Source organism: Candidatus Macondimonas diazotrophica, assembly GCF_004684205.1.
Classification (GTDB): domain Bacteria; phylum Pseudomonadota; class Gammaproteobacteria; order UBA5335; family UBA5335; genus Macondimonas; species Macondimonas diazotrophica.
The window spans coordinates 70,529-91,780 of record NZ_SRIO01000009.1 but is presented as its reverse complement, the minus strand read 5'-3'; the positions used below and the strand labels follow the sequence as shown (position 1 = coordinate 91,780).

Annotated in this window: 21 protein-coding genes; 12 read left to right on the top strand and 9 right to left on the bottom strand. The window is 62.2% G+C overall.

The features are described 5' to 3' along the window. Window positions 1-960 (bottom strand): AAA family ATPase, encoded by a 960-nt coding sequence (locus tag E4680_RS08330; protein WP_135281951.1) that lies wholly within the window; start codon window positions 958-960, stop codon window positions 1-3. 106 nt (window positions 961-1,066) lie between these two features. Between E4680_RS08330 and E4680_RS08325 the strand changes: the two genes are divergently transcribed. Together E4680_RS08325 and E4680_RS08320 are read left to right on the top strand one after the other, a co-directional pair. Continuing rightward, complete coding sequence (locus E4680_RS08325; RefSeq protein WP_135281950.1) at window positions 1,067-1,288, top strand: DUF2970 domain-containing protein; 222 nt, start codon at window positions 1,067-1,069, stop codon at window positions 1,286-1,288. Between the two features lie 48 nt (window positions 1,289-1,336). Next, a complete protein-coding gene (locus E4680_RS08320; RefSeq protein WP_135281949.1) occupies window positions 1,337-1,675 on the top strand; it encodes a hypothetical protein in 339 nt (112 codons plus the stop codon). A gap of 187 nt (window positions 1,676-1,862) precedes the next feature. On the opposite strand, the gene E4680_RS14540 is transcribed toward E4680_RS08320, so the two are convergent. The 6 genes from E4680_RS14540 to E4680_RS08295 form a co-directional block, all read right to left on the bottom strand. Continuing rightward, on the bottom strand, window positions 1,863-2,123 hold the full coding sequence (locus E4680_RS14540; RefSeq protein WP_135281948.1) for an ethanolamine ammonia-lyase light chain EutC: 261 nt from the start codon (window positions 2,121-2,123) through the stop codon (window positions 1,863-1,865). Window positions 2,124-2,334: 211 nt separating this feature from the next. Further along, a complete protein-coding gene (locus E4680_RS08310; protein ID WP_135281947.1) occupies window positions 2,335-3,630 on the bottom strand; it encodes a hypothetical protein in 1,296 nt (431 codons plus the stop codon). 166 nt (window positions 3,631-3,796) lie between these two features. Beyond that, complete coding sequence (locus E4680_RS14060) at window positions 3,797-3,943, bottom strand: hypothetical protein (protein ID WP_167792448.1); 147 nt, start codon at window positions 3,941-3,943, stop codon at window positions 3,797-3,799. A gap of 11 nt (window positions 3,944-3,954) precedes the next feature. After that, on the bottom strand, window positions 3,955-6,783 hold the full coding sequence (locus tag E4680_RS08305; protein WP_135281946.1) for a valine--tRNA ligase: 2,829 nt from the start codon (window positions 6,781-6,783) through the stop codon (window positions 3,955-3,957). 36 nt (window positions 6,784-6,819) lie between these two features. Further along, on the bottom strand, window positions 6,820-7,251 hold the full coding sequence (locus E4680_RS08300; RefSeq protein WP_135281974.1) for a DNA polymerase III subunit chi: 432 nt from the start codon (window positions 7,249-7,251) through the stop codon (window positions 6,820-6,822). Between the two features lie 2 nt (window positions 7,252-7,253). Continuing rightward, window positions 7,254-8,744, bottom strand: coding sequence for a leucyl aminopeptidase (locus E4680_RS08295; protein WP_135281945.1), 1,491 nt, complete (start codon window positions 8,742-8,744; stop codon window positions 7,254-7,256). 163 nt (window positions 8,745-8,907) lie between these two features. Between E4680_RS08295 and lptF the strand changes: the two genes are divergently transcribed. Further along, a complete protein-coding gene (gene lptF / locus E4680_RS08290; protein ID WP_135281944.1) occupies window positions 8,908-10,011 on the top strand; it encodes an LPS export ABC transporter permease LptF in 1,104 nt (367 codons plus the stop codon). Then, entirely contained in the window at window positions 10,008-11,072 is a 1,065-nt protein-coding gene (gene lptG, locus E4680_RS08285; RefSeq protein WP_167792447.1) for an LPS export ABC transporter permease LptG, read from the top strand. The genes lptF and lptG overlap by 4 nt, the downstream gene beginning before the upstream one ends. A gap of 22 nt (window positions 11,073-11,094) precedes the next feature. Here the strand turns inward: lptG and E4680_RS08280 are convergent, their stop codons facing one another. Beyond that, window positions 11,095-11,538, bottom strand: a complete 444-nt coding sequence (locus E4680_RS08280) for an RDD family protein (RefSeq protein ID WP_135281942.1) — start codon at window positions 11,536-11,538, stop codon at window positions 11,095-11,097. A 163-nt stretch (window positions 11,539-11,701) separates the two neighbouring features. Between E4680_RS08280 and pcnB the strand changes: the two genes are divergently transcribed. Both pcnB and folK read left to right on the top strand, forming a co-directional pair. Further along, window positions 11,702-13,063 (top strand): polynucleotide adenylyltransferase PcnB, encoded by a 1,362-nt coding sequence (gene pcnB, locus E4680_RS08275; protein WP_240696158.1) that lies wholly within the window; start codon window positions 11,702-11,704, stop codon window positions 13,061-13,063. Beyond that, complete coding sequence (folK, locus tag E4680_RS08270; RefSeq protein WP_135281940.1) at window positions 13,060-13,566, top strand: 2-amino-4-hydroxy-6-hydroxymethyldihydropteridine diphosphokinase; 507 nt, start codon at window positions 13,060-13,062, stop codon at window positions 13,564-13,566. The genes pcnB and folK overlap by 4 nt, the downstream gene beginning before the upstream one ends. Before the next feature lie 7 nt (window positions 13,567-13,573). Here folK and E4680_RS08265 read toward each other — a convergent pair whose 3' ends face one another. Continuing rightward, entirely contained in the window at window positions 13,574-14,062 is a 489-nt protein-coding gene (locus tag E4680_RS08265) for a DUF456 domain-containing protein (RefSeq protein ID WP_135281939.1), read from the bottom strand. A 109-nt stretch (window positions 14,063-14,171) separates the two neighbouring features. Here E4680_RS08265 and E4680_RS08260 point away from each other — a divergent pair, with 109 nt between their 5' ends. The 6 genes from E4680_RS08260 to E4680_RS08235 all read left to right on the top strand — a co-directional run bounded on the left by E4680_RS08260 (window position 14,172) and on the right by E4680_RS08235 (window position 21,250). Then, complete coding sequence (locus E4680_RS08260; protein WP_240696157.1) at window positions 14,172-14,747, top strand: ANTAR domain-containing response regulator; 576 nt, start codon at window positions 14,172-14,174, stop codon at window positions 14,745-14,747. A gap of 313 nt (window positions 14,748-15,060) precedes the next feature. Then, on the top strand, window positions 15,061-16,281 hold the full coding sequence (locus tag E4680_RS08255) for an alginate export family protein (RefSeq protein WP_135281937.1): 1,221 nt from the start codon (window positions 15,061-15,063) through the stop codon (window positions 16,279-16,281). A gap of 357 nt (window positions 16,282-16,638) precedes the next feature. After that, window positions 16,639-17,931 (top strand): CmpA/NrtA family ABC transporter substrate-binding protein, encoded by a 1,293-nt coding sequence (locus E4680_RS08250; RefSeq protein WP_240696156.1) that lies wholly within the window; start codon window positions 16,639-16,641, stop codon window positions 17,929-17,931. Further along, the gene (locus tag E4680_RS08245) at window positions 17,928-19,328 is read left to right on the top strand and encodes a CmpA/NrtA family ABC transporter substrate-binding protein (RefSeq protein ID WP_205688825.1); all 1,401 of its coding nucleotides are present in this window, start codon (window positions 17,928-17,930) and stop codon (window positions 19,326-19,328) included. Before E4680_RS08250 ends, E4680_RS08245 begins: the two co-directional genes overlap by 4 nt. Before the next feature lie 68 nt (window positions 19,329-19,396). Continuing rightward, a complete protein-coding gene (locus tag E4680_RS08240; RefSeq protein ID WP_240696155.1) occupies window positions 19,397-20,434 on the top strand; it encodes an ABC transporter permease in 1,038 nt (345 codons plus the stop codon). Window positions 20,435-20,452: 18 nt separating this feature from the next. Further along, the gene (locus E4680_RS08235) at window positions 20,453-21,250 is read left to right on the top strand and encodes an ABC transporter ATP-binding protein (protein ID WP_135281935.1); all 798 of its coding nucleotides are present in this window, start codon (window positions 20,453-20,455) and stop codon (window positions 21,248-21,250) included. Window positions 21,251-21,252 lie beyond the last annotated feature (2 nt).

The window sequence follows — 21,252 nt, the reverse complement described above, 5'->3', positions numbered from 1 at the left end:
TCACGGCACGTCGACGGCGGCCAATACCTGGCGCGCATCGGCCGGAACCTGTCCCTGGCCGTCCTGTGGCTGCAGCCGATGACCGGCCAGCGATTCGAACAAGGCCTGAACATCCTCGGGCAGGACGTGGTCACGTCCTGCCAGGAGTGCCCATGCCTGTGCCACGCGGATCAGACCGAGGCCGGCGCGGGGCGAGAGCCCCTCGCGAAACCAGCCGCTGCGGCGGGTATGACCGAGCAGTGCCAGCACATAGGAGACGATCGGTTCGGCCAGATGTACCTGGCGAACCTGGCGCTGCAGATCCAGGAGATCGACCGCCCCGAGCCGATTGGTGAGCTCGGCCAGTGCACTGCGACGTTCCCCGATTCGCAACAACCGGCGCTCGGCCTCGGGTTCCGGATAGCCCAGACTGATGCGGAGCAGGAACCGGTCGAGTTGGGATTCGGGCAGCGGGAATGTGCCCGCGTGGCGAGCCGGGTTTTGCGTGGCAATGACGAAGAACGGTTGCGGAAGCCGGTGGGTGGCGCCGTCTACGGTCACCTGTCGTTCCGCCATCGCTTCGAGCAGAGCGCTTTGCGTGCGAGGCGTGGCGCGATTGATCTCATCGGCCAGCAGCAACTGGGTAAAAATCGGGCCGGCATGGAACGTGAAGCGGCCGCTGTTCCGTTCATAGATCGAGGCACCGGTGATGTCGGCGGGCAACAGGTCGCTGGTGAACTGAACCCGCTGAAATTCCAGCCCCAGGCTTTGGGCGAGGCCGTGCGCGAGGGTGGTCTTGCCGACCCCCGGAACATCTTCAAGCAGCAAGTGACCCTCGGCCAGCAGGCAGGCGACGGCCTGGCGAATCTGGTGTGTCTTGCCGAGGATGATCTCGGACACCTGATCGATGGCCTGATGCAGACGCGTGATCGGACGGTCATCGCTCAGGGGCGGCAGGGGCAGATCGAAAGCATCCGACATGGGGGCTCCGGAACAGCGAATTCAAATGAGGTTTTCGGCCGGGGCGGGTAGAATCTGATCATACCGCCCGGAATCAGGGGCGGAAGCTTTCAAAGCGAGGAAGATCATGGCGCAACGCGAAGACCGCATGGGTTTTTTTCAAGTCGTGGGCAGCGTGCTGGCCGCACTGGTTGGCGTGCAGAGCGAAAAGAACCGCGAGCGGGATTTCACCAGCGGTAATCCTTTTGCATTCATTGCGGTCGGGGCTTTCGGTACCGTCGTATTGATCGTCTTGATCTGGCTGGCGGTGAAAATTCTTCTGGCCCAGGCCGGTCATGGCGGCGCTTGAAGCGCCACGCCTCAGCGGCAATCATCCCGAAACGATAGAGGAACCCGGATGTCGATCAAGGAATTGGTGAAAAGCTGGCAGAGTGAGGGACGCGAGGACAAAAGAGATCAGGAAATGACGCTGCGTTTGCCGCTGCATGATGTGGCACGGCTGCGCGCGTTGCAGGAGATGTATCCCGCCTGCAACGAGACCGAGTTGTTGGGGGAGCTGATCCGGGCTGCGCTGGATGAGGTCGAAGCCTTGCTGCCCTATCAGCAGGGCTCGCAGGTGGTGGCGCGCGATGAGCTCGGCGACCCGATTTTCGAAGACGTCGGCCCCTCGCGGCGTTTCTACGAACTGACCCGGGCGCATCTGCAACGCCTTCAGGGAGCAGCGTCACAGGGTTGATGGTTTGCCGCTTGCTGGATAGCAGGCCGCAAGGATCTCGGAGCTTGGTGGGAGAGTGCGCCGGGCCGTGGTCTGAGCCGATGTGGTTTCGCGCTACCAACGAGCCACAATGCGGCACCCGGCAGCGTGCACTGCGTGTGGTTGCAAGCGCGCGCTAAGCGCTCCCGGACTGAGGGCCGAATGGCCCTTAGTCTGACAATGCGTGCAGGTCGCAGATGTCCTTGAGGTCGACGCCGGTCGGTTGGCGGCGCAGCGCTGCGAGGTACAGATGCGCAAACGTATGGGCGGCTGCGGCATAGACGAGGCCCTTCGGGCGCACGTTCAAGATGCAATTGCCGACGTATCCAGTCGCACCTAACCTATATGAGGATCTTGGAGCGCGACCTGAAAAGTCCGACCCTGAACAAGCTGACCAGCTGTTCGAGGTTATGGAAGTGCATCCGCTCACGTTGCTGGCGTTGACGTATGCCGGCTACCGAGGGTTCATGTTGGGAGACACGCCGATTCCACAATCCGATCTACATCAGGGATCCTCGGTACCACTACCCCGAGCCCTCGCCCTACTGGCCCATCCCGTCAAGGCCGGGCAGCCGCTGCCATCCCGGTGTAACGTGACGGCAACGCAAGTCAGAGACATCAACCCCACCCATTCGGTATTTCTAAGGTACCTCAAGATCTTCCAACCAGTTTACGTTCTCGCGCGTCACGATCGGCGGCCTATGGTGGGGCGCGAGTTGGTCATACACTTGGGCCACCGCTAGGCGCAGGTTTTTCAGGTAGCCGCGACAGTGGTTTTCGTCCACCGCCGCAAACACGATCGAAGTCAACGACTCCGGATCAACGCTCTCGGCGCGTTCCTTGGCGTGCATGAACGCGTTGCGCAACTCGCGCGCTTTCTCCAATGCGTCATAGTGCGATTGCCCAGCCGTCAACGGCACGAACCCCCGACCGAGTGCTTGCGCCAACGCTGCTGCGGCCTCGTTCATCTTCTGTACCGGCGTGCGTTTGTCGCGGTGGTCCGGATGAATCTTTGTTTCTTGGAACACCAGTCGGTTTCCGATCGCCTCGGCGCAGGCTGCGACTGCGACGACGCAGTAGACGCCGTGGAAGAATGCGCCTTCGGTGTTGTTCTTGTGCACGGCTGCCTTCAAGTCGTGCAACTCCCGCAACGCTTTTTCATAGTGCAGCAGCGCGAACGACAATTCGATGCGCGGCTGGCCAGCATCATTGTGAGTCAGTCTGCCGTAACGGGTCAGGGTTGGCGCAATGTAGTCGAACGGCTTTTCGAGCGGTGCGTGCTCACGATGATGTTGCGCCGCAACAGCGTGGATCTTCCCGTTCTCGACGAAGATCGCGTCGAGCAGTGCCGTCAAGCGGCCCATGTCGCGCGGCACGTTGCTTGGACCGTTGATGTATTCCCCCTGAAAGGTGTGCACCATATCCGCCAGCGGGTCGAAGTCGACGTATACAGAGCGAGGGCGAAGGCGGCCAGCGACGTCGACCTGGTCTGCAAATCCGCGCTGATAGATGCCGTTGTCGTCGATGTAGATGTATCGCGTTCCGAGCGCCGCGAACGGGTACATCCCGACGTAGAACGGATCGTTGAAATAAATCATCCAGTGGGCGCGCGGGTTGGCCATGCCCTCGACAATTATCTTCGCGTCAGGCGACACGCCAGCATCGATGCTGGCGCTCGCGAATACGTTGAGCAAGCGACGTCCTGCTTCATCGCGCCGCATGTTTTGCAGCAAACATCCATTGGCAAACACCACGAATTCGCCAATCCCAAGGCAATGTGAAAAGAGGCGCTCTGTATCCACTGCCAGGAACGGATAGGTCTCGATCGCCACCCACACGTCACGGAATCGCTGCAGCAAATGCTCAACCTGCAGCCAATTCGGTATTTGCGTGTCCGGCAGGGTTTCGCCGTTCACGCCTTCAAATCGCTGCTGCATGTTCAGCCTGATCTGTTTCCACCGACCTTCACAGATTAGATGGTTTTGCTTTCTCAAGGTCGGTACGCGTACACCCTGCAACGCATGCGCCGCGGCGAACGATCGATAGGGTGAAGCCGCCGTGCGGTTCGATCACTCATGTCCACGTGCCGACCTGGCGTTGCAATCAGCATGCATCGCTGTCGACGAAGGCGTCGTTGAAGTCGGTCTCGACCTGCTCGTTGCTGAGGTCGAGCAACACGTGGATCGCCCGTTCGTCGCCGCTGATCGCGACAAGGGCTGCTGCAGCAGGTCGATCGCCGTTGAAGGTCAAGCGAAGGCCTGCTATAGCCGCGCCAGACGTTCGCTTTGCGCGTTGAGCTCGGCCAGCTCGCGGCGGAGCTGCTCGGCGCGGGCGCGCTCCTTCTCGACCACGGCGGCCGGCGCGCGCTCCACGAACGCCGGGTTCTCAAGGCGCCCGGTCAGTCCCGTCAGCTCCTTTTCCGTCCGCTCCAGTTGCTTGTCCAGCCGCTTGAGTTCCGCCGCGACATCGATCAGCCCCGCTAGGGGTACGGCGATCTTCAGATCGCCCAGGATCGCCAGGGCGGCTTCCGGCAGGGCCTCACCCGGTGATAGGAAGAGCACGCTCTCCAGCCGTGCCAGCTTGTCGAGATAGGGGCGATAGGCCGCGAGGCGGCGGCGGTCCTCGTCGCCGGCGTCCTGCAGACAGACCGGCAATGGCCGGCTTGGGGCGATGTCCATCTCGCCGCGGATGCGGCGGATGCCGAGGATGAAACCCATCACCCAGTCCATGTCCGCCTCGGCGACCGCGTCGATGCGGCTGGCATCCGGCGTGGGATAAGGGGCCGTCATGATGGTCGCGCCAGTGCGGCCGGCCAGCGGCGCGACGCTTTGCCACAGCGCTTCGGTGATGAAGGGCATGAAGGGGTGCAGCAGGCGCAGTGCGGTTTCCAGCACCCGTACCAGGGTGCGGCGGGTGCCGCGCAGTACTGCCGCATCGGCCGCGGCATCCTGCAGCGTGGTCTTGGCCAGTTCCAGATACCAGTCGCAGTACTCGCCCCAGACGAATTCATAGGCGGCGCTCGCCGCCAGATCGAAGCGGTAGCCGTCGAGCTGCTCGCGCACCGTGGCCTCAGTGCGCTGTAGCCGCGAGATGATCCAGCGTTCGGCCAGTCCCAGCGTGACCGGTGCATCATTGAGCCCGGTGTCCTGTCCCTCGCAGTTCATCAGCACGAAGCGGGCGGCGTTCCACAGCTTGTTGCAGAAGTTGCGGTAGCCCTCGATGCGGCCGAGGTCGAACTTGATGTCGCGGCCGGTGGAGGCGAGCGAGCAGAAGGTGTAGCGCAGCGCGTCGGTACCGAAGGCTGGAATTCCATCGGGAAACTGACGTTTCGTCGCCTGTTCGATCTTCTGGGCCATCTGTGGCTGCATCAGGCCGCTGGTGCGCTTGGCGATGAGCTCGGGCAGGGTGATGCCATCGATGAGATCGATCGGGTCGAGCACGTTGCCCTTGGACTTGGACATCTTCTGACCTTCGGCGTCGCGCACCAGGCCGTGGATGTAGACCTCGCGAAACGGCACCTCCCCGGTGAATTTGAGCCCCATCATGATCATGCGGGCGACCCAGAAGAAGATGATGTCGAAGCCGGTCACCAGCACCGAGGTGGGGTAGAAGGCGCGCAACTCCGGCGTCTGTTCGGGCCAGCCCAGCGTCGAGAAGGGCCACAGCGCCGAGGAGAACCAGGTGTCGAGTACATCCTCGTCCTGGCGCAGCACCTGCTCGGGCGCGATGCCGTGGCGGGCGCGCACCTCGGCTTCCGAATGGCCGACGTAGACTGCGTCGTGCTCGTCATACCAGGCCGGGATGCGGTGCCCCCACCAGATCTGCCGGCTGATGCACCAGTCCTGGATGTTCTCCAGCCACTGGAAGTAGGTCTTGGCCCAGTTCTCGGGCACGATGCGGATGCGACCTTCCTGGACCGCCGCGATCGCCGGCCGGGTAATGGCAGCCAGTCCGCCGGGGCGGCCGTCAGGCTGGGTCTCGCGGGTGAGATCCACGTACCATTGGTCGGTCAGATACGGCTCGATCACGGCGCCGGTGCGATCCCCGCGCGGCACCATCAGCCGGTGCGGCTTGACCGCTTCGAGCAGTCCCTGGGTCTCGAGGTCGGCGACGATGCGCGCGCGCGCATCGAAGCGGTCGAGACCCTGATACGCGGTCGGTGCCGCTTCGTTGATGCGGGCATCGATGGTGAAGATGTTGATCAACGGCAGGTCGTGCCGGCTGCCGACGGCATGGTCGTTGAAGTCGTGCGCGGGGGTGATCTTGACGCAGCCGGTGCCGAATGCGGGGTCGACGTAGTCGTCGGCGATGATCGGGATCAGTCGGCCGGTCAGCGGCAGCAGGACTTGTCGGCCGATCAGGTGCCGGTAGCGTTCGTCCTCCGGATGCACCGCGACGGCCGTGTCGCCAAGCAGGGTTTCAGGGCGGGTGGTGGCGACGATCAGTACCTGCGGCGTCGGCCGGCCCTCGCCGTCGGCGATGGGATAACGGATGTGCCAGAGCGAACCCGCTTCTTCCTCGCTGACCACCTCAAGGTCGGAGATGGCGGTGTGCAGCACCGGATCCCAGTTCACCAGCCGCTTACCGCGGTAGATCAGCCCCTCTTCATGAAGGCGCACGAACACCTCGGTCACCGCCGCCGACAGTCCCTCGTCCATGGTGAAGCGCTCGCGCGACCAGTCGGCCGAAGCGCCCATGCGGCGCAACTGGCGCGAGATGGTGTTGCCCGACTCGGCTTTCCACTGCCAGACCCGCTCCAGGAAGGCGTCCCGGCCCAGATCATGGCGCGAGCGGCTCTCGGCGGAGAGCTGGCGTTCCACCACCATCTGGGTGGCGATGCCGGCGTGATCGGTGCCCGGCTGCCATAGCGTCGGCGCGCCGCGCATGCGGTGGTAGCGCGTGAGCACGTCCATCAGCGTGTCCTGGAAGGCGTGGCCCATGTGCAGCGTGCCGGTGACGTTGGGTGGCGGGATCATGATGCAGTAGGGCGCCTCACCGGATTGCGCCGGATCAGGGCGGAAATGGCCACCGTCTTCCCAAAAGGCGTACCAGCGCGATTCGATGGCGTGAGGCTCGTAGGACTTGTCCATGGTGTCTCGGATGTCGGAGGAGGGGCAGCGGCCGAATCAGACCGCCAAGGTATGGGTTTGCAGGGAATAGCCCCGATCGCGATAGAAGCGGTAGCGGTCGCGTCCGGCGGCGCGCTGGGCGTCATCGGCGCCGATGAGTTCGACCACGCGCTCGAATCGACTGAAGAACAGCGGAACCGTATCGGTCAGGTTGACCAGCACGTCGCTCAGCCGGTTCGGCGGTTCGGGGGTGCACCCCAACAGAACCGGACTGATGCCGTCTTCCTGAGCCACCGGGATATGGGGCACGAAGCTGCCCTGACGGAAGGTCCAGAGCAGTTCGTCCATATCGGCAAGCGATTCGGCACACGGGGTGTGCACGTAGATTCCGAGGCCTTGACGATACGCCTTGTCGATCAGGCGGCAGGCGGTGTGGCGGATATCATCCGGGCTTCCTTCCGGCAGGAGGTAGAACCCGACGCGGGTCATGCTCAAGCGACCTGCTGTATCAGATATTCGACCAGCAGCGGTACCGGGCGCCCGGTGGCGCCCTTTTCCTTGCCGGATTTCCAGGCGGTGCCGGCAATGTCCAGGTGCGCCCAGCGCTGATGATCGTCCACGAAGCGCCACAGGAAGCAGGCCGCGGTGACGCTGCCGGCCTCGCGGCCGCCGATATTCGCCATGTCGGCGAAATTGCTGTCCAGCTGTTTCTGATACTCGGGCCACAACGGCATCTGCCAGGCGCGATCACCGGTTGCCTCGCCGGCTGCCAGGAGGGCCCTGGCCAGCGTCGCATCGTTGCTGAACAGACCGCTGGCCTGACTGCCCAAGGCGACGACGCATGCGCCGGTGAGTGTGGCGATGTCGATGATGACGCGGGGCTCATAGCGCTTGGCGTAGGTGAGCGCGTCGCAGAGCAGGAGTCGACCTTCGGCGTCGGTATTGAGAATTTCGATGGTTTTGCCGGCCATGCTGGTGACGATGTCACCGGGCTTGCTGGCGTTGCCATCAGGGAGGTTTTCACTGGCCGGGATGATGCCGACCAGATGAATGGGCAATTGCATTTGCGAGACGGCCTTGAAGGTGCCGAGCACGCTGGCGGCACCGCACATGTCGAATTTCATCTCGTCCATGGCGGCGCCGGGTTTGAGCGAAATACCGCCCGAATCGAAGGTGACGCCTTTGCCGACCAGAGCGATGGGGGGTTCTCTGCCCATGCCGGCGCCGTATTCGAGGACGATCAGCTTGGGCGGTTGGCGGCTGCCGCGGGCCACCGACAGCAGGGCGCCCATGCCCAATGCCTCCATGTCGGCGGTTTCCAGGATCTTGACCGAGATCGCCGAGTCGGCTGCGGCGAGAGCCTCGGCCTGCTCGGCCAGATAGGCGGGGGTGCAGACGTTCGGCGGGAGATTGCCCAGATGGCGTGCCGTGAGCGTGCCTGCCGCGATCGCCTGGGCGGAGCGTAGCGTCGCTTCGGCATCATCCAGGTCACGGCGGCTGTCCACGCCGACCGTCAGGCTGCGCAGGCGGGTGTCCGGTCCCTCTTCGTCCTTGGGCGGCTGGAAGCGGTAGCTCAGTTCCTCGCTCGCGACGACGGTTTCACGAACCTTCCATGCGAGATCCCGGCCGCGCACGGGCAGGCTGGCCAGGTAGGTGGTGGCATCTCGGGCGCCGCTTTGGCGCAGGGCCTGGAAGGCCGCTCGGACAGCCTGCCGGTAGCGGGCGTCATCGAATTCCCGCTCCTTGCCGCAGCCGACCAGCAGTACGCGATCACAAAGGGTGTTGGGCAGACTGTGGAGCAGCAGCGTTTGTTTGAGTTTGCCATCCATGTCGCCGCGTCGCAGAATGCCGGCGAGTTGGCCGCCGCTCGCCTTGTCGAGCGTTTCTGCGGCTTCGGAAAGCCGGCGATGCTCGAAGACACCGACGATCACACAGGCCACGCGTTGTTTTTCCGGGCTGCCGCTCTTGGCTGCGTATTCCACCTTGATCTTCTCCGTGTAGACTTGGGGCCCTTGGTCATGGAGAACCGCTGCGGTTCTGGGTCCGGGAACTGTGACGAGATGGCCGATCTTTGCGAACGGCTGGCATGATCCGGCATTTTATGAGAAATCCCGTTTTTTTTGAATCATCGGGCGGAACATCCTGATGCTGCGAATTTTTTCCCGTTACCTGCTGCAGGAGGTCGGGTTCTGGGTAATCGTCCTGACGGGAATCGTCCTGCTGGTGCTGGCGGGCGGGATTTTCGGCCGGCTCCTGGCAGCCGCGGGTTCGGGAGAATTATCACCCGAAGTGCTGGGACGCCTGATCCTGTTCACGCTGCCGGAACAGTTGGCTTTGGCCCTTCCCATTGCGCTGTTGCTGGGCATCATTTTCGGCGTCGGGCGACTGTATCGGGACCATGAAGCCTTTGCGTTGGCCGGCAGTGGTGTCGGCCCAGGGCATTATCTGCGTCCCCTGCTGGCCTTGGCGTTGGCGCTGGCCATCCCCGTGGGGGCGCTTTCTCTCGTCGTTGCACCGTGGACGGCGCGCCAGGCGCTCGTCTTGCGCGAGTCAGGTGAGCAGGAGGCGAGTCTGAGCCTTTTGCAGCCTGGGCGGTTTCTGTCGTTTCAAGGCGGTGAGGCGGTGTTTTATGCCGAAAAGGCCGACCGAGGCACGGGGCGCCTGGAAGATGTCCTGATCCGCTTTCGCCAGGATGATCAGGATGTTCTCGTCCGGGCGCGCAGGGGATGGACCCGGCGCACGGCGGATGGTGCCCGTGAGCTGGTGCTCGAAGATGGCTGGCGCTATGACGGCGTGCCTGGTCAGGCGGCCTATCGGATTGCCCATTTCGAGACCCATGTGGCCCGTTACCGTCTCCCGCAGATGCTGCCGAAGGTCGGCAAGCGCAGTCTGCAGCCACTGGCCCAGTTGGTCCGGGCGGGGAGCGCCGCAGATTGGGCCGAGATTCATCGCCGACTGGCAGCGCCGGTGTCGCTGCCGGTGTTCGTGCTGCTCGCGCTTCCCCTGGCGCGATCGTCGCCACGCCGTCGCAGCAACGGCTTGTTGTGGGCCGTGCTGGCTTATGTGGTATTCGGCAATCTGCTCGGTATTGGAAAAACAGCCCTCGAGCAGCAGGTCGTACCAGCCTGGTTCGGACTCTGGTGGGTCCATCTGATCGTGGCTGGTTTGGGAGCCGCACTGCTCATCTATCAAAACGGCCACACGCTGCGATGGCCGAGTCGGCTGTCCTGGTTCGGGATGCGGTCATGATCCGGTTGGAGCGATACCTGTTGCGCAACTTGCTCCTGGGCGTGGGCACCGTGCTGCTGGTGATGTCGGCATTGGTGATCTTTGTCAACCTGCTCAGTCAGATCGAAGACTTCGACGATACCCGCTTCAGTGCCCTGGAGCTGCTGGTCTATGTCAGTCTCAGGCTGCCTGCGGTGCTGTTCCAGATTGTGCCGATCGCGGCGTTGATCGGTGCGCTGCTGGGTTTGGGTGGTCTCGCGGTGCAGCGGGAGCTGATCGCGATGCAGGCGCTCGGTTTGCCGTTGTGGCGCATGATTCGTGCGGCAGTTGTCGGTGCGATGGTCATTGGCGCGGGCGCATGGGTCATGGGCGATATACTGGGGCCGCCTGCCGAGGCCATGGCGCGTCAGATGCGCGATGCGCAGCGATTGGGCGGCCTGGGTGCGCGTTTGATCGATCAGGTTTGGTTGCGGGATGGCGAGTCGTTCGTGCGGATCGATTCGCTGGTCAGTCCGCGCCTGCTGCGCGGTGTCGAGGTGATGACGTTCACTGAAACCGGGCAGCTGCGGGAGATCGTGCGCGCGCCGCGCGCCGTGGTAGAGCCCGATGGCTGGCTATTGTTCGACGCTGACGGCACGCGGTTCGAGGCCGACAGCGCATCGGTTTTTCATCATGACCAGGTGATCTGGCCGCTCCGCATCGAGCCCCATATGGTCGAGGTGCTGGCGGTGAGGCCTGAAACGCTGACCTTGGTCGAGCTGTGGCGGCAGATGCAGTTTCTGAGTGAGAACGGTCTTGAAACCGACGCATTCAGTGCGTTGTTCTGGTCCCGCCTGATTCTGCCGGTCAGCGTGCTGCCCATGTTGCTGCTGGCCGTGCCGCTGCTGCTGGGCGGTTTGCGAGACAGCAGCATGGCGCGGCGAGTCATGATCGGCTTGGTCATTGGCGCGATCTATTACCTCACCACCGTGACGATGGGGGGCGGTGGGGCGGTGCTGGGGCTGCCGATCGCGGTAAGCGCCTGGCTGCCCACGATTCTGTTCAGCCTGATCGCCGTCTGGCGGTTGGCGCGGATGCGCTAACAGAGCTTCAGCCTGGCGTTCCTTAGGTCTTGGGCAGGACCACCAGGCGGGTTCCTGAAAGACGGTCGTGCCAGGTCCGGTGGTCTTTGTCGATCCACTGCCAGAAAAACCCGATCCCCAGGCTCAGCCAGGACAGCACCGAGGCAAGATAGCGGCGGGTCGACCGGCGCCAGTCGAGCGGTGCGCCGCTCGCGGTCTGCACCTGGATGCGCCAGGCGCGCATCCCCAGGGTTTGCCCGCCTCGAGTCCAGAACCACGAGAAAAACAGCCAGCCGATGAGCAGCAGGTACGCGGTGTAAACGAGGTTGCCGGCACCAATGGCTTCGCCATGGGTGAAGGTCAGTACGGGGAAGGTGGCCCCCATCCAGATGGCACCGAGCAGCAGGCTGTCATAGAAGATTGCCGCCAGGCGGCGGATCAGCCCACAGGGCTGGACGGCGGGTTGCCGAGGAGTCGCGGTATCCATCGAGTTCCCAAACGAACGCAGCGTTCGGTTCCCGCTGCGTGAAACGGTTCTGTGTCCAAGCCATCGGCGTTTGGCGGGCTGGTTGTGCAGCGACAGGATGCCAGCACAGGTCAGGCATGTTAAATTAATGCCAATCCGAATTCACCAGTCAGATCGCCTTTGCGTGCAAGATTTTTTTCCTGATCCCCATTTCACCAAACCGGCGGCTGATTCCATCGGCCCGGTGATCGTGCGCAGAGCCGAACACACGTTGTCCCGGTCCCATATCGCCGCCCCGGCGCTCAAGGTGCTCTATCGACTCAAGGCTGCCAACTACCAGGCATTTCTGGTCGGCGGCGGCGTGCGCGATGTCCTGCTGGGCTTGCAACCCAAGGACTTCGATGTGGCCACCAATGCCTTGCCCGAGCAGGTGCGGGCCACGTTTTCCAATTGCCGCTTGATCGGCCGCCGCTTCCGGCTGGCGCATGTGCATTTCGGCGGACATATCGTCGAGGTGGCCACTTTTCGGGGTGCCGGTGAGCAGGGTGATGATGCCGTGCTGGTCGATGAACGCGGGCGGGTATTGCGCGACAACGTCTATGGCAGTCTCGAGGAAGACGCCTGGCGGCGCGATTTCACCGTCAACGCGCTGTATTACAGCATTGAAGACTTCAGCATCCATGACTATGTCGGTGGCATGGCGGATCTGCAGAATCGCGTCCTGCGCCTGATCGGTGATCCATGGACGCGCTATCGGGAGGATCCGGTGCGCATGCTGCGTGCCGTGCGCTTTGCGGCCAAGCTGGGCTTTTCCCTGGAAACACATACGGCGCAGGCGCTGCGTGAACTGTCGGGGCTGCTCACGGATATCTCGCCGGCACGGCTTTACGATGAGTGCCTGAAGCTCTTTTTGGGTGGCCATGCCGCGCAAACCTTCACCCTGCTGCGTGAGCACGGCCTGTTTGCTTATCTCTTTCCCGCAACCGAAGCCGTGATTCGGCGCGAAGGTGAGCAGGGGCCGACGGCGCGTCTTCTGCTCCAGGCCATGGTCAATTCCGATCAGCGGATTGCCGAGGGCCGGTCGGTGACGCCGGCGTTTCTGTTCGCCGCGCTGGGCTGGGGGCCGCTACGGGAAGTCCTGGATGAGTGCATTCAGGCGGGGATGTCTATGGCACAGGCGCGCGTCGAGGCGATCCAGCGCGCGGAGGCGGCGATGCCCGTTTTGCCGCCGCGCCGCTTCCGAACGCCGATGCAGGAGATCTGGCAGCTGCAGCCCCGCTTTGAGTTCACCACGGCCAAACGCGCCAAGGCGTTGCTGCGGCATCCCCGGTTTCGCGCCGCCTACGATTTCCTGTTGCTGCGTGGGCACGGCGGTGAAGTGCCTGAAGCGCTGCAAACGTGGTGGACCGAATTTCAGGTGGCCGCTGATGAAGCGCGTGAGGTGTTGCTGGAGCAACGGCCCGAGTCTTTGGCGAAAGCCCCGCCTTCCCGTCGACGCCGCCGCCGTGGGCCGCGCCGGCGTCCGGAGGGCGATGTCACCTCATGAGCGACCGTCCGACGACGGTCTACGTCGGTCTGGGCAGCAATCGCCTCAATCCGGTCCGGCAGATGAGCCATGCGCTGACGGCATTGGGGCAGTTGCCACGCACCCGCCTGCGCGCTGTTTCCGCCTACTATGTATCTGCGCCGGTGGGTTGCCGCGCTCAGGCACCATTCGTCAATGCAGTCGCCGCGCTGGAAACCGCTTTGCGACCCATGACCTTGCTGCGTGCCCTGCAGCGGATCGAGCGCCAACAGGGGCGCCGCCGTGGACGCAAGCGTTGGGGGCCGCGCCCGTTGGATCTGGATCTGTTGCTCTACGCCGGACAGCGCATCCGAACTGTCCGGTTGCAGGTGCCCCATCCCCGGCTATTGCAGCGCGCGTTCGTGCTGCGGCCCTTGTGCGAGATCGCGCCGGGGATAGGTGTTCCGCCGCATCGGGCACGGCTGCGGGCACGGCTGCGCCGCATGGGCAGCCAACCGGTCCGGCGCCTCGATTTTCCGGAATGAGGGGCGGTCACAGCGCCGCAATCAGCGGCGGCAGACACATCAAGACGATGGCCACGATCAGCAGCCCTTTGATCACGATGCCGCCCAGGCTGCCGATGAGCGTGCCCAGGCCCGCCCGGGTCGCTTCCTCCCACGGCCGGCCGCTGACCAGTTCGGCACCGATGGCGCCGACGATGGCGCCCAACAGGAAGCCGAAGGGTGGAAAAAAGACTGCACCGACGATGGCACCGATCAGGGCGCCCCAGATGCCGCGTGTGCTGGCGCCATAAAAGCGCGCGCCCAGTACGGTAGTCAGGTAATCGAGGATCAGGGACAGTCCAGCGATGAGGGCTGCCACGATGACTTCCCGCTGCCCCAGCACCGTGAAATTCCCCAGCCATGCGGCGAACAGCACGCCCACTGCAGCCACGGGAACACCCGGGAGAAAGGGCAGGATCACACCAGCACTTCCAGTCAGCACGAAAAGGATGAAGATGATCAGGGCAACAATGTCCATGAGGTTCTCCGCTTCGCAATCACTGGCCGGCTCGGTGAGGTGGCTCTTTTTTTGCTTGAGGCCAGTTCAGTGAAATCTTTCTGAGAGTGGCCGGGGCCGGGGTTCAATCATGTTGAAAGTCATGCTGGTGGATGATGATCCTGGTCGAGGCGCCATCTTACGCCAAGCATTGACCGATGCCGGTTATACCGTATTCAGCTGCCCCTTGCGCGGGGTGAACCTACTGGCTGAACTGCAGCGCAGTGGCGCTGAGGTGGTGCTTGTGGACATGGATGTCCCCGATCGCGACACCCTGGAGTCCGTACGCCACATCAGTCGCGACTTTCCCCGCCCGGTGGTGATGTATGCCGAGTCGGGCAATACCGAAACGATCCGTCAGGCCGTAAAGGCCGGCGTCAGTGCCTATGTGGTTGACGACATCAACCCGCGCCGGGTCAAACCCATTCTGGAAGTGGCCGTGGCTCGCTTCAAGGAATTCCAGGCCTTGCGGGAGGAGCTGGAAAAGACGCGCAACAGTCTGGCTGAGCGCAAGGTCGTGGATCGAGCCAAGGGCATCTTGATGAAGAAACGGGGTATGGATGAAGAGGCCGCCTATCAGGCCCTGCGCAAGCTGGCGATGGATCGCAATCAACGTCTGGCGGAGGTGGCGCGTACCGTCGTCGAAATGGCGGAGTTGTTAGGCTGAGTGGATTGCTGTTGAGCGGCACCGAATCGGTGCCGCGACGTGGACAGCTGCGTTTTTTTGGTGCGCCTGCGGGATGACCCGAATTGGCCGGTGCGGATGGCAAGACAGTCCCGGGTAAGGATTTCGCCGTCTTCGGTCTAATATGGCAGTTTTATTGCATTGGCCTGTGCCGAGGGTGAGCCAACGACGGCTTGCCCGGAGTCATGGCAACGACGTCACGCTTCGCCGATGGGCGGGGATGGCGTCGTTTTTTTTTGGCCTCCGTTCGCGCATTGCGTTCGAGGCTGCTACTCAGGACACAGGAAGACGAGGCATGCTGAAGAAGAACGCGGGTGTGAAAGCCGGATGGGTGGTAACCACTGCGCTGTCGGTTTGTTCAGGAGTCGCTTGGGGCGCCACCGACCCTGATCCGCTGACTGCGGCGATAACCGGCGGCAAAGTGGATTTCGACTATCGACTGCGCGGGGAATGGGTGGATCAGGATGGCGCGGCAAAGGATGCGGAAGCCTATACCGGCCGTTTGCGCCTGGGCTACAAGACCGGCGATTTTCATGGGTTTGGCGCTTATGTGCAGATGGAGCATGTCGATGCCTTTGCCGGAGAGGACTACAACAGCACCGATAACGGCAAAACCCAATACCCGGTCGTGGCCGATCCGGCGGATACCGAGCTGAATCAAGCCTACCTCAGCTACGGCGGGCTGCCTGAGACGGACATGAAGCTGGGCCGCCAGCGCCTCATCCTCGACAACGCCCGCTTCGTCGGCAACGTCGGCTGGCGCCAGAATGAGCAGACATTTGACGCCTTCACCATCCAGAACAAGTCGTTGCCCGATACCGTTCTGACCTATGCCTATCTGGACCGGGTCCAGAACATTACCTTCGATGAAGTCGAACTCAGCGCTCACTTGTTCAACGCAGCCTACCAGCTCGCGCCCTGGGCCAAGTTGGTGGGCTATGCCTATCTGCTGGACTACGACCTCGATGCCGGTCCAACCAAAGATACCCAGACGTTGGGTCTGCGTGCACAAGGTGCTGTTCCGGTGGGTTCCGGCAAGTTGCTGTATACGTTTGAGTACGCCGCGCAGAACGACTACGGCGAATCGGATTCGACGGTCGATGCGGATTACTACCTCGCCGAGCTTGGCGGGGTGGTGTCAGGGATCACGATCAAGCTGTCACGTGAAGTGCTCGGCGGAGACGGCACTTACAACTTCCAGACCCCGTTGGCGACCAAGCATGCCTTCAATGGCTGGGCTGACAAATTCCTCGGCGACCTGATTGCAGGGGGGCGTGGCCTGCAGGATAACTTCGTGACGGTCAGCGGTTCGGTGATGGGTGTGACGCTTACTGCCGTGGCGCATGATTTCAAGTCCGATGACGGCAATCTCGACTACGGGACCGAATGGGATCTGTTGGCCACCAAGAAGGTGACGTCCAATCTCTCCCTGACCCTCAAATATGCGGACTATCAGGCAGATGACTTTGCCACCGATACGCAGAAAATCTGGCTGATGGGTGAGTTCAAGTTCTAAAGCGATGCGCACTCCGGATGGCTGATCGGCCATCCGGAACGGCGGTGCACCACGATCGTGCCGCATGGGAATGCATCGCACCAAGTCGGACACAGCGACCGAAAGGGAGAACGCTTCAGTGGGCGTGGGGTCGCATAAGCGACTGATTGTCCATATTTATGGTTTGGCACGATGTGTGCTCGTAGACGAATAAGCGGTTCTCGAACATCCAAAGGCGGGTGAACGGGAAACGACAGCAATTTCGCAATTGCTTGGAGGACAAAGGCGTCCTGGACCCCATGCCCGAGGCAAGGGAATCCAGCGACGTTTTTTTTTGGGTTTTGCATGGGCAATGGGTCACTGAGAGAGGCTGAATCCGTGAGTCGATCACCTGATCGGGATTTGGAACTGCGCTGTGTGAGATTGGGGTTCATTCCGCTCACGGATTGCGCCGTGCTCGTCGCTGCGCGGGAGCAGGGCTTCTTCGCGCGCCACGGACTTGACGTCCGGTTATGTCGCGAACCCTCCTGGGCCAACATTCGCGACAAGGTGGACAGCGGCGCCCTCGATGGCGCGCACATGCTGGCGCCGATGGCCTTGGCCGCCGGGCAAGGGGTGCCTGGTGCGGGCATCCGGCCGATCACCACCGCCTTCAGTCTGGGATTGAACGGCAATGCGATTACCGTTTCCCGGGGACTGTATCAGCGCTTGCAGGAGGCCGATCCCGTCGCCATGGCAACACGCCCGATTACGGCGCGCGCACTGAAGACCGTCATCGCCGCGGATCAGCGGGCCGGGCGACCGCCCCTGACATTCGCCACCGTATTTTCGTTCTCGGCTCATGATCTGCAATTGCGCTATTGGCTGGCTGCGGCCGGAATCGATCCGGATCGGGATGTCCGCCTGGTGGTGATTCCACCGCCTCGCGTGGCTGATCACCTGGAAGCCGGTTTGATCGACGGTTACTGCGTCGGCGAGCCATGGAACAGCCAGGCGGTCGCCAGAGCGAGCGGGTGCATCCTCATCAGCGGCCATGAGTTGTGGAACAACGCGCCAGAGAAGGTGTTGGGAATGACCGAGGCTTGGGCGGATGCCCACCCTCGTACCCACCGCGCCCTGATCATGGCGTTACTCGAGGCGGCAGCATGGCTCGATGACCCCGTCAACCGGCCGCAGGCCGTCGAATGTCTGGCGGATGAAGCCTATGTCGACGTTCCGGCCGAACTGATCGCGCGAGCCATGATCGGCGAAGTGGTCTACGAACCCGGCTCAGCGCCGCGTTCGCAACCGGATTTCCATGTTTTTTCCCGCTATGCCGCGAACTTTCCCTGGCTGTCCCATGCAGTGTGGTTCATGACCCAGATGGTGCGGTGGGGGCTCATCGAGCATCCCGCCGATTGGCTGCAGGCCGCCCGCTGCGTCTACCGTCCGGATCGCTATCGCGAGGCTGCTCAGGAATTAGGGTGGCCCAGCCCGTCGCGGGACACGAAGTTGGAAGGCGAGCACCCGGATCCCTGGACGCTCGCGCAGGCGGGACATTCCCTGATCCTGGGCCCTGACCGGTTCTTCGATGGTCGAGTCTTCGACCCCCAAGCGGCTGATCGCTATCTGGGCAGCTTCGTCCCGTTTCCCGTTTCCGATTCATCTCTCTCTTCACAGGAGTCATCATGATCAGACCGTTTTCCTTGTCGGCCTCGCTCCGGCGTGCCGTCTCCACAGCCGCCATGGCGGCATTCATGCTGGGTACCAGTCTGGCGACCGCCCCCCTGGCGGGCGCCGCTGGCGGTGCACTTGAAAAAGAAGATCTCAAGCTCGGCTTCATCAAACTCACCGATATGGCCCCGCTGGCAATCGCCTATGAAAAGGGGTTCTTCGAGGATGAAGGGCTTTACGTCACGCTGGAGGCGCAAGCCAACTGGAAAATCCTGCTCGATCGGGTGGTGACGGGCGAATTGGACGGCGCGCACATGCTCGCGGGCCAACCGCTAGCCGCAACGATCGGGTTCGGCACGCAGGCCGATATGGTCACGGCATTCAGTATGGACCTCAACGGCAACGGCATCACCGTGTCGAATGCGGTCTGGGAGGAAATGAAGAAGAACGTTCCGATGAAGGACGGTAAGCCGGTGCATCCGATCAAGGCCGATGCGCTCAAGCCAGTGGTTCAGAAGTATCGTGCGGAAGGCAAGCCCTTCAACATGGGCATGGTTTTCCCCGTTTCCACGCACAACTACGAGCTGCGCTACTGGCTGGCCGCCGGCGGAATTCACCCCGGGTACTATGCCCCGTCCAAAGGCGATACGTCGGGTCAGATCAAGGCGGATGTACTGCTGTCGGTGACGCCACCTCCGCAGATGCCGGCCACGCTGGAAGCGGGAACCATCTATGGCTACTGCGTCGGCGAGCCCTGGAATCAGCAGGCCGTGTTCAAGGGAATTGGCGTACCGGTCATCACCGATTATGAGATCTGGAAGAACAATCCGGAGAAAGTCTTCGGTGTGACCAAGGAATGGGCCGAAAAAAATCCCAATACGCACAAGGCCATGCTCAAGGCCATGATCCGCGCGGCGGCCTGGCTCGATGAAAACAACAATGCCAATCGAATGGACGCGGTAAAGATTCTTGCGCGGCCTCAGTACGTCGGTGCCGACGCCAAGGTCATCGCCAACTCCATGACCGGCACCTTTGAATATGAAAAAGGGGACAAGCGGGCAGTTCCCGACTTCAACGTGTTCTTCCGCTACAACGCGACCTATCCCTACTACTCCGATGCCGTCTGGTATCTGACGCAGATGCGTCGATGGGGACAGATCGAAGAGAACAAGCCGGACAGCTGGTACAAGGAAGTCGCCAAGAAAGTCTACCGGCCCGACATCTATGCCGAGGCGGCCAAAGAGCTGATTGCCGAAGGCAAGCTCAAGGCCTCTGATTTCCCCGATTTCGCCAAAGAATCCGGATTTCGGGCGCCGCAATCGGAGTTTATTGACGGCATCGAGTACGACGGCAGTCAACCCAATGCGTATTTGAAGAAATTCGCCATCGGACTGAAGGGCAACGACAAGCCCTGACCGGCGGCGGCATTCTGCCGGATCGGGTCTGTGCTCGATCCGGCTTTTCTGCCGGGAGGTTCATCACCATGAATACACAAGTGAAAAGCCTGTCCAGTCCAGCCACCGGATTCATTTTTCAAGGGATTCGTCGGATGAGTCAGTTCGCCCAGTGGGGCACATTGCGATCAAAAATTTCGCCGGTTGCTCTGGGACGGGCGTTGCTGCTGCCTTTGCTGGGCATCCTCGCATTTCTGATGCTGTGGCAGGTGGCGGCGAGCCGAATCGATACCTCGTTGGGTCAGTTTCCGGGCCCAATGGATACCGCGCGCCAGGCGCAGGGTCTTTATCAGGAGTACCTGCGCGAGCAGCAAAAGGCCGAGGCATTTCTTCAGCGTCAAGAGCAGCGCAATGCCGCCAAGCTGGCCGAGAATCCCGGTGCCGAGGTCAGGATCCGGCCCTATATCGGGCGGCCGACTTTTCTCGACCAGATCCTGACCAGTCTGTTCACGGTCATGAGCGGCTTCGTCCTGGCTTCTTTGATCGCGGTGCCGTTGGGCGTTCTGATTGGTTTGAGCAGTGGCCTTTATGCCAGCGCCAATCCATTGATCCAGCTGCTCAAGCCGGTTTCTCCGCTGGCCTGGCTGCCCCTGGTCACGCTCGTCGTGAGCGCGGTCTACGCGAGCGACGATCCGATGTTCAGTAAATCGTATCTCGTTTCAACCATCACGGTGATGCTGTGTTCGCTGTGGCCATCACTGATCAATACCGCAGTTGGCGTGGCCGGTGTGGACCGGGATCTGGTGAACGTGAGTCGTGTGCTGCAGCTCAGCTGGGCAACCCATGTGCGCAAGATCGTGCTGCCCTCGGCAGTACCGATGATTTTCACCGGGTTGCGATTGTCGCTCGGCGTCGCCTGGATGGTGCTCATCGCTGCCGAGATGCTTGCTCAGAATCCGGGGTTGGGCAAGTTTGTCTGGGATGAGTTTCAAAATGGCAGCAGCCAATCCTTGGGACGGATCATGGTTGCGGTTCTCACCATCGGCCTGATCGGCTTCGTTCTCGATCGATGCATGCTCTCCCTGCAGCGTTGGATTTCCTGGGACAAGTCGGCGATTTCACGCTGAGGCAAGAGGAGTATTTCAATGAACAAATCCTACGTGGAACTGACCCAGGTTTCGATCACGTTTTCTACGCCGCAAGGGCCGTTCACGGCGCTCAAGGATGTCAATCTCAGCATCGAGCGGGGGGAATATGTTTCCCTGATCGGCCATTCCGGTTGCGGCAAGTCCACCGTGCTGAACATCATTGCTGGCCTGCTGCAGGCGACCACCGGGGGCGTCATCCTGGACGGCCGCGAGGTCAGCGGCCCGGGACCGGAGCGAGCGGTCGTTTTCCAGAATCATTCCCTGCTCCCCTGGCTCAGCGTTTATGAAAACGTGGCCTTGGCCGTGCGCCAGGTGTTTCGCGGCCGGAAGACCCGCGCCGAAATGCACGAATGGGTGGAGCACAATCTGGCGTTGGTGAACATGACCCATGCGCGGCACAAACGCCCCCAGGAAATCTCCGGTGGCATGAAACAGCGGGTGGGAATTGCGCGCGCGCTGGCCATGGAACCCAAGGTCATGTTGATGGATGAGCCATTCGGTGCGCTGGACGCGTTGACGCGCGCGACGCTGCAGGAAACGGTCATGGATCTTCATGCTCGACTCGGTAACACAATGGTCATGATCACCCACGACATGGATGAGGCTGTCCTGCTATCCGATCGAATCGTCATGATGACGAACGGACCGTCGGCGACCGTTGGCGAGATCCTCAAGGTCGACCTGCAGCGCCCGCGTGACCGCATGGCGCTGGCCGAAGATCCGGCGTTTCATCACTACCGCGCTGAAGGATTGCGATTTCTCTATGAGCGGCATCGCCGTCCAGAGGCCGCTTGATG

Coding starts and splice junctions, on each gene's coding strand:
- E4680_RS08265 (WP_135281939.1), bottom strand. CDS start 14,062: ATGGACATTGTTGCCCTGATCATCTTCATCCTTTTCGTGCTGACTGGA.
- lptG (WP_167792447.1), top strand. CDS start 10,008: ATGATCCGGTTGGAGCGATACCTGTTGCGCAACTTGCTCCTGGGCGTG.
- E4680_RS08330 (WP_135281951.1), bottom strand. CDS start 960: ATGTCGGATGCTTTCGATCTGCCCCTGCCGCCCCTGAGCGATGACCGT.
- folK (WP_135281940.1), top strand. CDS start 13,060: ATGAGCGACCGTCCGACGACGGTCTACGTCGGTCTGGGCAGCAATCGC.
- E4680_RS08235 (WP_135281935.1), top strand. CDS start 20,453: ATGAACAAATCCTACGTGGAACTGACCCAGGTTTCGATCACGTTTTCT.
- E4680_RS08240 (WP_240696155.1), top strand. CDS start 19,397: ATGAATACACAAGTGAAAAGCCTGTCCAGTCCAGCCACCGGATTCATT.
- E4680_RS08310 (WP_135281947.1), bottom strand. CDS start 3,630: ATGCAGCAGCGATTTGAAGGCGTGAACGGCGAAACCCTGCCGGACACG.
- E4680_RS08305 (WP_135281946.1), bottom strand. CDS start 6,783: ATGGACAAGTCCTACGAGCCTCACGCCATCGAATCGCGCTGGTACGCC.
- E4680_RS08280 (WP_135281942.1), bottom strand. CDS start 11,538: ATGGATACCGCGACTCCTCGGCAACCCGCCGTCCAGCCCTGTGGGCTG.
- lptF (WP_135281944.1), top strand. CDS start 8,908: ATGCTGCGAATTTTTTCCCGTTACCTGCTGCAGGAGGTCGGGTTCTGG.
- E4680_RS08325 (WP_135281950.1), top strand. CDS start 1,067: ATGGCGCAACGCGAAGACCGCATGGGTTTTTTTCAAGTCGTGGGCAGC.
- E4680_RS08245 (WP_205688825.1), top strand. CDS start 17,928: ATGATCAGACCGTTTTCCTTGTCGGCCTCGCTCCGGCGTGCCGTCTCC.
- E4680_RS08255 (WP_135281937.1), top strand. CDS start 15,061: ATGCTGAAGAAGAACGCGGGTGTGAAAGCCGGATGGGTGGTAACCACT.
- E4680_RS08260 (WP_240696157.1), top strand. CDS start 14,172: ATGTTGAAAGTCATGCTGGTGGATGATGATCCTGGTCGAGGCGCCATC.
- E4680_RS08320 (WP_135281949.1), top strand. CDS start 1,337: ATGTCGATCAAGGAATTGGTGAAAAGCTGGCAGAGTGAGGGACGCGAG.
- E4680_RS08300 (WP_135281974.1), bottom strand. CDS start 7,251: ATGACCCGCGTCGGGTTCTACCTCCTGCCGGAAGGAAGCCCGGATGAT.